The sequence below is a fragment of the Psychrobacter sp. AOP3-A1-26 genome (assembly GCF_052378235.1).
Lineage (GTDB): Bacteria > Pseudomonadota > Gammaproteobacteria > Pseudomonadales > Moraxellaceae > Psychrobacter.
In genome coordinates this window covers 21255-30676 of record NZ_JBQSXN010000036.1, presented here as the reverse complement: position 1 = coordinate 30676, position 9422 = coordinate 21255, and the positions used below count along the sequence as shown (strand labels likewise).

Here is a 9422-nt window from a genome sequence, read left to right as displayed (position 1 = left end):
TATGATAGAAGGCTGAGCGGGCACCATAACGGTTGCTCGCTCGTCTTAAAACTCTCTACTTTGTCAATATTAGGATAGTTATGTCTATTTCTTCGTCTGTTTCCTCTTCTCATTCAAATACAGGTTCAGCCACCGATAACAATAATAATGAGCCACTAATCGCTCAGCCAGCTAGTAGCGTAAATGTCGATGGTATTCAGTCTATCTCAGGTCAAACCACAGGCTTTACCTTTAATCACACCATGCTGCGAGTCAAAGACCCTGTTAAATCGTTGGCGTTTTATACGGGCGTTCTTGGGATGACGTTACTTGCGGTCAAAAAATTCCCTGACATGGGTTTTGATTTATACTTTTTAGCTAAATTAACCGAGAGCGAGCGTGAAAATCTACCATCGGGGGATGATTTAGAGGTTTTTGCCTTTCGTCAGCGCGGTATTCTAGAGCTTACCCATAATTATGGTACCGAAACCCAAGCAGATTTTAGCTATCATGATGGCAACCAAGAGCCACAAGGTTTTGGTCATATTTGCTTTAGTGTGCCTAATTTAGAAGATGCGGTCGCTTGGTTTGATAAAAATGCGGTCGAATTTAAAAAACGCCCAGAAGATGGTAGCATGAAAAATATTGCCTTTATCAAAGACGTCGATGGCTACTGGATTGAAATTGTACAAGCCGATTTGATGGGTTAAATTTCAACACATCCTAAATTTCAACACACCCTATAAGCAACGCTTGCTCATACAAGTTAAAAACCAGTTGATAACGAGAAAAATAATTAAAGGAGTGACACTTAAATGCCTACCTCTGAGGCAGAAACGATAGTAAATACCGAGACAGCTGCTGTATCGTCAACGGCTGATGCATTGAGCTATCAAAGCATTATCGATTCGGCAAATGAGATAGTGGTGGGCTTTGTAGAGCGTATACCCTATTTTGTCGCAGCAATCGTTGTCATTCTACTTTTCTGGTTTTTATCGATTGTCTTCAAAAAAATCGTATACAAGCTTTTGGGCAGCCGCAGTCGACATCAAAACTTAGTGAAAGTGTTTCAGCGAGTCGGCGGTGCACTGATTGTCTTTATTGGTTTTATGATCGCCATGGTCGTTGCCGTACCAGGGTTTACCCCTGCCAAGCTGATTGGGGCGCTCGGTATCGGTTCGGTCGCGATAGGTTTTGCCTTTAAAGATATCTTTCAAAACTTGTTATCTGGTATTTTGTTACTCCTGTCTGAGCCATTTCGTATCGGTGATCAGATTGTGTCAGGCGATTACGAAGGAACGGTTGAAGACATCAAAATCCGTGCCACGACCATTAAAACGTATGACGGTCGTCAAGTGGTTATTCCCAACTCAGACCTCTATACTTCAGTATTGACCGTTAATACGGCGTATAAGCAGCGCCGCCTACAAGTGGCGGTCGGTATTGGTTATGAAGACGATATCGAGGCGGCAAAAGCGGAGATTATACAGGCATTGGATAAAGCGGACAGTGTATCCAAAAAAGCTAAGCCGAGCGTGATTGCCACCGGCTTTGGTGACTCTACGATTGATTTAATGGTGCGCTGGTTTATTGAAGATGGCACGCAGGCCAATAAAGTCGCCTCGACGCATCAAGTGATTGTAGAAATTAAAATAGCATTGGATGCCGCAGGGGTGAATATGCCTTTCCCCGTACGTACCATAGATTTGAGTGATCCATCAGTCGATGCCATCGTCAATAAAGTTAATGAACAAAGTGGTATTAATGATCAAAAAAATGAAACTGAGTTTTATAACAATAACATGCCATAGTTGATTTACTTTAAAACCGATACGAGTGCTACTGGAATAAACAACTCGGATAAGTCTATTTAGCCAAAAAATCCAATAAAAAAGCCACTATATCTCATGATACGGTGGCTTTTTTACGGTATTGCTTTATTGCGCTATTTTATTGTATCAGCGCAGAGCTGTAGAGCTAATTAGTCTTTTTCCACTTTAAAGTCGGTATGACATGACTCACAGCTATCTCCAACGTTACCGAATTCAGGCATAACACCATCAATGCTGGTCGCTGTTTGAGCGACTGTATTTAATTCAGCAGTGACTTTTTGGAAGTTGTCGGCTTCAGCACTGAAACCATCAGCATCCGACCATACCGCTTCTTTGGCATTACCCATGGTTTCTGGGTTTTCAAAATGACCCCAAGGGCTTTTAGATTCTTCTGCTAAAAACGCTGCTTGCTCTTTAAATACTTCTGCATCAAAAGTATCAGGTTCTTTGGCCATGCCACCCATCACTTTCATTGCATCGCCAAAGTTTTTCATGATGTCTTGACGGGCCTTAACTTCAGGGTCGACTGGCTTACTACAGGCGGTTAGACCTAAGATTGCTGCCATCAACGTGATACCAAAGATAGACTTCAATGATTTTTGGTTAGAGATCTGGGCCATGTGTACTGCTCCTTTATACGTGGCTAATAAAAAGGTGGCGTAGCATAAATGCTCGTCACCTGATTAAATTGCTGCTGTTGGAATAAGTTTTTAAGGGATATTTTTAAACATCTGTTATTGTACAAAATATTAATATCTCAAAATTTGCTAATATGCTCTGTTAATCAAAAAACAATGGGTCGAAAAACTGTTTTTTGAAAACCTCTTTTTACAGACATATTACTTCTAATTAGACCCCAATATTCTTGAAGAAAATAGAGCAATAAGGTGCCTTTTTGTAAAATACTTGTAATTGATTCACTATCAGGACTTAAGATCATCGAATGATATTCAACAAAATAGTCATTACTGGTGTAAATCAGCGCGCCTTTATTATCTCAGATTAACACACCAAGTGCAACGCTAAATTATATTATAGAACACCTGATTGGGCGTTTTAAACCCTAATCGTTTTCTTGGTCTGTTGTTTAGTTTATTCTCAATGTCCTGTATCTCATTATCAGAGACTTGTCTAAAGTCACAACCCTTAGGCAAGAACTCTCTGATTAAGCCGTTGGTATTCTCGTTGGTTCCTCGCTGCCATGACGCATAAGCATCGGCAAAGAAGAAAGCGCTAAAGAGCTTTTGTTTCACCTTCTTATGCTGAGCAAACTCTTTACCATTGTCAGAGGTAATGGTCTTAACCTGTAACCTCACTGGCTTTAGGATACCTATCATTGCCTCTGATACTTGCTGTGCCGTTTTATGACCCACACGCTTCATTTTAAGCAGTCCTGTTTTACGTTCAACGAGCGTTACAATCGCTTGCTTGTGATGCTGACCGATAACGGTATCCGCTTCCCAGTCACCAATACGTGATCGTTCTTCCACAATACAAGGGCGCTCATGAATCGAGACTCTGTCGTTGATACGGCCTCGGGTCTCAGCGGTTAGTCGCTTACGGTAAGGTTTGGCTTTGCGTCTGAGACACTGCCATAACCTGCCGCCCTTAAGCTTGTCCCTCCAGATATAGCGATAAATGCTCATGTGACTAATACCACCATGAACTCCGGCTATTTGTTCAGGACTCCAGCTGTCTTTTAGCTTGTCTGTGACCCAATCCCATACATCAGCGATGATAGTGAAAGCATTGTTAGAGCGTCTGTCACAAGCCTTGTTATGAGCATGATTAGCTCGGTAACCTCGAAGGCTTTTATTGCGTCTGATCTCTCTTGATATGGTGCTAGGACTTCTTCCTAATGTGTCAGCTATAAATTTAATACTATGTTCTGCCCCTATAAGGGCATAAATCTGGTATCGTTCCCCTAGGCTTAGATGTGTATAGTTCATGGTTGCAATCTCACTTTGGTCGGTGGATAAAGACTTTGATGCTAGCGCATCTAGGTCTTTTTTTCACCTCGCATTTGATATTGCACTTCATGTGTTAATCTAAGTATCTTAAATAACAAAGGTCAGCATGGGTAGCTGACCTTTAAAATTACTGTGACAAGCAGTCATTATTGATAAGGCATTATGCCAATATCGACTATAAAGTCAACCAATCGCGTGGTTTTAGGTAAAAATCGGTCAATTCAAACTCAGGTGTGCCCTCAGTCGGTTCGAAGCGATAATGCCAGCTGGCAAGCGGTGGCATACTGACCAATATGGATTCGATACGGCCATTACTCTGTAGTCCAAATAGCGTGCCGCGGTCATAAACAAGATTGTATTCGACATAGCGGCCACGACGATATAACTGAAATTCACGTTGAGCTTCGGTGTAAGGTGCGTCTTTACGCTGTTCAAAAATCGGTATGATACCGTCAAGGTAACCGTTACCTACCGCTTTCATAAAATTAAAGCAGGTTTCGAAATCCCAGCCGCGACTTTCTGTATTGACATCATCATAAAATAAACCACCGATACCGCGCTGCTCATCGCGATGACGTAGATGGAAGTATTCGTCGCACCATTGCTTAAAGTCAGGATAGACGCTGTCGCCAAAAGGCGCACAAAGATCATGACAAACTTGATGCCAATGCACACAGTCAGCGAGTACTGGATAGAATGGAGTCAAATCAAAGCCGCCACCAAACCACCAAATAGGGTCTTCATCCTCTGCTTCGGCCACGAATAAACGCACATTAGCGTGGCTAGTCGGGACATTAGGGTTTTTGGGGTGGATAACCAATGAGACACCCATGGCCTGCGCTTTGCGACCAGCGATATTTGGATGGCGGGCGGTTGCTGAAGCAGGCAGGTTTTTTACGTGAATATGACTAAACATCACGCCCGCTTTTTCAATTACTTGACCATCTGCCAACACGCATGAGCGACCACCGCCGCCTTCAGGACGTTCCCAATCATCAGGAACAAAGACTGCGGGCGTTTGGTTATCAGTGCTGCCGTCACGCTCTTGAGCCTCTAACGCTTGGCAAATGCGCGCCTGCAAATCAACTAAAAATTCACGCACGCGCAGAATGTCGTTATTGGTTGCTATGGTTGAGTCTGTCGCTGACAGGTCTTGTTTATTATTACTATTTGAAATACTCATAAAATATCTATTTATTGATGTTTATTTATTGATGTCTATTTATTAAGGTGTATGGCGGTATTGAAATCTTTATCTAGCAGGTGCCCCATACGGTCGCGCTTGGTTGCTAAATATGCTTCATTCATATCGTTAACCCCAACTACTAATGGTACTCGCTCAACGACATTAATGCCATGCTCTGTTAAGTAAGCGACTTTATCGGGGTTATTGGTAATAAGGCGTACGGCATCTATGCCGACATGGGCGAGCATCGGGCCGCACATATCGTAAACGCGCGCATCCGCTGGTAAGCCTAACATGAGATTGGCATCTAGGGTATCATGGCCCTGATCTTGGAGGGCATAGGCGCGAATCTTATTGGTGAGACCGATGCCGCGACCTTCTTGGCGCAGATACAAAATAGCCCCGCAACCGGTCTCTTGTATTGCCTGCATTGCTGTATTTAACTGCGGTCCACAGTCACACTTTAATGAGCTAAAAGCATCACCCGTTAAGCATTCGGAATGAATACGAATTAATGGAATGGGTCGCTCTGCTGGCGTATCATTACCTTGGTTTGTTACCGTGTTAAATGCGTTTGGTAAACTGCTGGCGCCCGTATTTTGATCGATCACAGACAGACCTACGGTCAGCATCACGTGCTCTTGACCGTCTTCATTTTCAAAGATATGAATATCAAACTCGCCATGACGAGTCGGTAGTTTGGCGCTAGTGATAAGTTGATATGACATTAATATCCTGCATAAGCCGATAGTCGTGGCGGTAGAGCGCGCGCTGATGGTATTTATTATAAATAACACACAAAGTTCACAAACGACGCACGATGATTAAAGCGATAATTCAAAAAAAATGCTATTATGCCATACTATTTTGACGGATACAGTGACAAGTCTTTGCCCTTACATTACTATGTCGTCACTAACATCCGGTATCGATGCAAAATAATAAGGCATAATATCGTCCCTTGGTATGAAAGCGTCAGAGCAATGTTCCATGGCGCCATTATGACAGCGTATTTGCGGTTAGGTGCAGCACAGCTATTTTTATAAAAGTTGCATGGATAGCTTATGGTTTTATGAACAATTATATGGTTAATTACATCGATAACGATGTGGATATTATTGGCGTTGCCTTAGTGAGTATTACGCACTAAGACAACGTCTTGTCAGCAGATTGGTAGGTATCTACGGTTTATGCAGCAGTCAATTCATTCCCCACAGTCTCAGTCCGTATCTGCGCCAGCTGCCGATACTCCTGCCCAACTGTCGAACTTACAGCAAGCCTATGCTGTGATTCCACGCGAGCGTCCCCATACGCCTTTGCTTGACAGTATTGCTACGCCAGCCGATCTTGATATATTTACAACCGCTGAGCTTATTACATTGGCTGATGAGCTGCGGCTTTTTTTGTTGTATTCCGCAGGTCAAAGCGGTGGGCATTTCGGCGCCAATTTAGGGGTGGTTGAACTAACCATTGTGTTACATCATCTTTTAGATACCCCCCAAGATCAGATTGTCTGGGACGTGGGTCACCAAGCATATGCGCATAAAGTATTGACAGGTCGCCGCGATAAGCTTAGCACCATTCGCTCAAAAGATGGTTTGACTGCTTTTCCTGAGCGTGCAGAGTCCGACTACGATACCTTTGGCGTTGGCCATTCATCCACTTCAATCTCAGCTGGCTTGGGCATGAGTTTAGCGCTGCGTTATCAAGGTCGTACGCAAACGGTCGCGTGTATTATTGGCGATGGCGCGATGACAGGTGGTATGGCTTTTGAGGCGATGAATGATGCGGTGCAGCAAGATGCGGATTTATTGGTCATTTTAAATGACAATGATATGTCCATATCCTGTTCTATCGGTGGCTTTTCACGGCATTTAGCGATGCTTTGGGAGTCCGGTTATCAAGTTGATATCTCTGATGTAGGTGAGCCTATCTTACGCCATCGCCCTGATATGAAGAGCTTTGATCGCCGTAAACGTCATAAAGAGATGCGCGATGTCCCGCAGCTAGAAGACAACTTATTTAAAGCGATTGGTTTTACTTATTTTGGTCCATTTGATGGGCACAATATCCCTGAGCTGCTGCGAGTATTATCGATTGCAAAGCAAGTAAAAGGCCCTGTTTTAGTCCATATTTATACCACCAAAGGTAAAGGTTTTGCCCCAGCTGAATTAGACCCAGTCGGCTATCACGCTATCGGCAGGTTGCCAGCTGAAGGTAACGAAAGTAGCGCGACAGAAACGTCACAAGACAGCCAAGTTATAAACAAACCTGCTTTAAAATACTCCGAAGTGTTTGGGCAGTTCCTATGTGACAAAGCTGCTGAAGATGACAAATTGCTTGGTATAACACCTGCTATGGAAGAAGGCTCGGGGATGATTGAGTTTGCTCGTCAATTCTCAGAACGCTTTTTTGACGTGGCGATTGCTGAGCAACATGCCGTCACGCTAGCTGCTGGTATGGCAACTCAAGGTGTTAAGCCGATTGTGGCGATTTATTCGACGTTTTTACAACGTGGTTACGATCAGCTGATTCATGATGTGGCGTTGCAAAATCTCGATGTCATGTTTGCCATCGATCGTGCCGGTTTGGTGGGTGAAGATGGCGCAACGCATGCGGGCGTATTTGATTTTGCCTTTTTACGCTGCGTGCCAAATATGCTGATTGCCGCGCCAAAAGATGAGAACGAATGCTACCACTTGCTCAATACGTGCTATGAATATGATGGCTGCACAGCAGTACGTTATCCACGTGGCGTCGGTACTGGCGCAATTATCGAACAACCAGCACAAGTTTATAATATCGGTGAAGCTGTTATAGAGTCAGTATTAGGTAGCGATGATGCGCCTAAAAAACTGGCGCTATTGGCATTTGGTACTATGGTTGCTACCGCCCAACAAGCCGCAGAAAATATTATTGAGGCGTATGCTGAAGACGAGTGCCAGATACATGTGGTCAATATGCGCTGGGTAAAGCCTTTAGACACTGAATTATTAGAAGCGTTATTGGCAAAAGGCATTACTCATATTGCAACCTTGGAAGGACATATGATTATGGGCGGCGCGGGTAGTGCGGTAAATGAGTATTTGCTCAATGAGTCGCCTGCCTTTAAACATAGCCGTCCCGCCATTCGCAATATTGGAATTCCCGATCGCTTTGCTGCGCACGGTTCGCAAGCGGAACAAATGGCTGACTGCGGGTTAGACGTTCAGGGTGTGGTGATACAGCTTAAGCAACTGTTGTCATAAGTCATATTTGATTTGAATCGTGTGTTGCTTGCAATAGATAAAAGCTCGATCGATAGAGCGAACGCCTGCTAGCCGTAGGTGCTGACTTTTTTACAACTTGCGCAGTTTGTGATGGCTACCTAAATATTGGGTGGGCTTGGCGAAGGTCGTGGCTTTTTCGTTTTTATCGAATAATTTTAGTATAATGCGGTTGTCGTTTTTAAAAGGCAGGTTTTTTAAAGCGCATAGTTATGGGTGTGATGCGGCCAGTCTAGTTGGCTTGTTGTGGGCACAAATTTGGTCTTATTTTTGACATTCATTCATCAAGTAAATGTTATATTCATTCATCAAGCAAATAGGTTATTTATGGAACCCATGGTCGTCATCGCAGCGCGTACTGCTGAAAAAGTTGGTAAAGAAATTTTATATGCGCATCATAACCGCCACAAAATCGAGTTGGATATTGAGTCCAAAGGACTTGATGGACTGGTCACACGTATCGATCGCTTCAGCGAAGAGCTAACGATTGAGACGCTAAAAGCCAGCTATCCAAATCATTCGTTTTTGGGTGAAGAGTTCGGTATGCAAGAAGGCATCGGCGAAGATGCTGACTGGTGCTGGATTATTGATCCGCTAGATGGCACCAAAAACTTCGTTCATGGCGTACCACAGTTTTGTGTGTCTATCGCCGTACAGCATAAAGGCGTCACCCAACACGGGGTCATCTATGATCCTGTTCGTGATGAGATGTTCTCTGCCAGCCGTGGTAAAGGCGCTCGTCTCAACCAGCGCCGTATCAATGTCAGCGAACGCAAAACCATTGATGGTGGTTTATTTACCACAGGTCATCCTCTAGAACGTAAGCGTAATGGTGAAGTGATTTCTTATGCCAAAGAGCATTTTGAAAGCTTGCAGAAAATCTCAGAGGAAGGTGGACAAATTCGCCGTTTAGGCTCAGCAGCACTTGATTTATGCTATGTGGCGGCGGGTCGTTTTGATGGTTATTTTGAGATGTCTATCAAGCCTTGGGATATCGCCGCCGGTGAGCTTATCGTGACCGAAGCACGCGGTGTGGTCGTTGATCATACTGGCGCGCACAACTCGATGACCTCAGGCTCTATCTTTGCCTGTAACGTCAAATTACTGAAACCGTTGATGCAGGTGGTCGTACCAACGTGGGGCGACGCTGTATAAATTTTAATATTTATTTGCAGTATTAAGTGTTAAA

8 protein-coding genes are annotated in these 9422 nt (G+C 43.9%); 4 read left to right on the top strand and 4 right to left on the bottom strand.

The window, feature by feature from the left end; genetic code table 11:
• The first annotated feature begins 80 nt into the window (after window positions 1–80).
• Together gloA and ACT3TU_RS07875 are read left to right on the top strand one after the other, a co-directional pair.
• Complete coding sequence (gene gloA, locus ACT3TU_RS07880) at window positions 81–689, top strand: lactoylglutathione lyase (RefSeq protein ID WP_192523648.1); 609 nt, start codon at window positions 81–83, stop codon at window positions 687–689.
• 105 nt (window positions 690–794) lie between these two features.
• Entirely contained in the window at window positions 795–1790 is a 996-nt protein-coding gene (locus ACT3TU_RS07875) for a mechanosensitive ion channel family protein (RefSeq protein WP_192523647.1), read from the top strand.
• A 170-nt stretch (window positions 1791–1960) separates the two neighbouring features.
• On the opposite strand, the gene ACT3TU_RS07870 is transcribed toward ACT3TU_RS07875, so the two are convergent.
• The 4 genes from ACT3TU_RS07870 to ribA all read right to left on the bottom strand — a co-directional run bounded on the left by ACT3TU_RS07870 (window position 1961) and on the right by ribA (window position 5695).
• Complete coding sequence (locus ACT3TU_RS07870) at window positions 1961–2431, bottom strand: c-type cytochrome (RefSeq protein ID WP_192523646.1); 471 nt, start codon at window positions 2429–2431, stop codon at window positions 1961–1963.
• Window positions 2432–2833: 402 nt separating this feature from the next.
• Window positions 2834–3760, bottom strand: a complete 927-nt coding sequence (locus ACT3TU_RS07865) for an IS30 family transposase (RefSeq protein ID WP_444784238.1) — start codon at window positions 3758–3760, stop codon at window positions 2834–2836.
• Window positions 3761–3956: 196 nt separating this feature from the next.
• Window positions 3957–4964 (bottom strand): oxygen-dependent coproporphyrinogen oxidase, encoded by a 1008-nt coding sequence (hemF, locus tag ACT3TU_RS07860; protein ID WP_225735338.1) that lies wholly within the window; start codon window positions 4962–4964, stop codon window positions 3957–3959.
• A gap of 35 nt (window positions 4965–4999) precedes the next feature.
• The gene (gene ribA / locus ACT3TU_RS07855; protein WP_192523645.1) at window positions 5000–5695 is read right to left on the bottom strand and encodes a GTP cyclohydrolase II; all 696 of its coding nucleotides are present in this window, start codon (window positions 5693–5695) and stop codon (window positions 5000–5002) included.
• Between the two features lie 462 nt (window positions 5696–6157).
• On the opposite strand from ribA, the gene dxs reads away from it, so the two are divergent.
• The gene (dxs, locus tag ACT3TU_RS07850; protein WP_192523644.1) at window positions 6158–8215 is read left to right on the top strand and encodes a 1-deoxy-D-xylulose-5-phosphate synthase; all 2058 of its coding nucleotides are present in this window, start codon (window positions 6158–6160) and stop codon (window positions 8213–8215) included.
• Between the two features lie 345 nt (window positions 8216–8560).
• Window positions 8561–9388, top strand: a complete 828-nt coding sequence (locus tag ACT3TU_RS07845) for an inositol monophosphatase family protein (RefSeq protein ID WP_192523643.1) — start codon at window positions 8561–8563, stop codon at window positions 9386–9388.
• Window positions 9389–9422 lie beyond the last annotated feature (34 nt).

Excerpts from the sequence above, each read along its gene's own strand:
- ACT3TU_RS07870 (WP_192523646.1), bottom strand. The coding sequence starts at position 2,431 with ATGGCCCAGATCTCTAACCAAAAATCATTGAAGTCTATCTTTGGTATC.
- gloA (WP_192523648.1), top strand. The coding sequence starts at position 81 with ATGTCTATTTCTTCGTCTGTTTCCTCTTCTCATTCAAATACAGGTTCA.
- hemF (WP_225735338.1), bottom strand. The coding sequence starts at position 4,964 with ATGAGTATTTCAAATAGTAATAATAAACAAGACCTGTCAGCGACAGAC.
- dxs (WP_192523644.1), top strand. The coding sequence starts at position 6,158 with ATGCAGCAGTCAATTCATTCCCCACAGTCTCAGTCCGTATCTGCGCCA.
- ACT3TU_RS07845 (WP_192523643.1), top strand. The coding sequence starts at position 8,561 with ATGGAACCCATGGTCGTCATCGCAGCGCGTACTGCTGAAAAAGTTGGT.
- ACT3TU_RS07875 (WP_192523647.1), top strand. The coding sequence starts at position 795 with ATGCCTACCTCTGAGGCAGAAACGATAGTAAATACCGAGACAGCTGCT.
- ACT3TU_RS07865 (WP_444784238.1), bottom strand. The coding sequence starts at position 3,760 with ATGAACTATACACATCTAAGCCTAGGGGAACGATACCAGATTTATGCC.
- ribA (WP_192523645.1), bottom strand. The coding sequence starts at position 5,695 with ATGTCATATCAACTTATCACTAGCGCCAAACTACCGACTCGTCATGGC.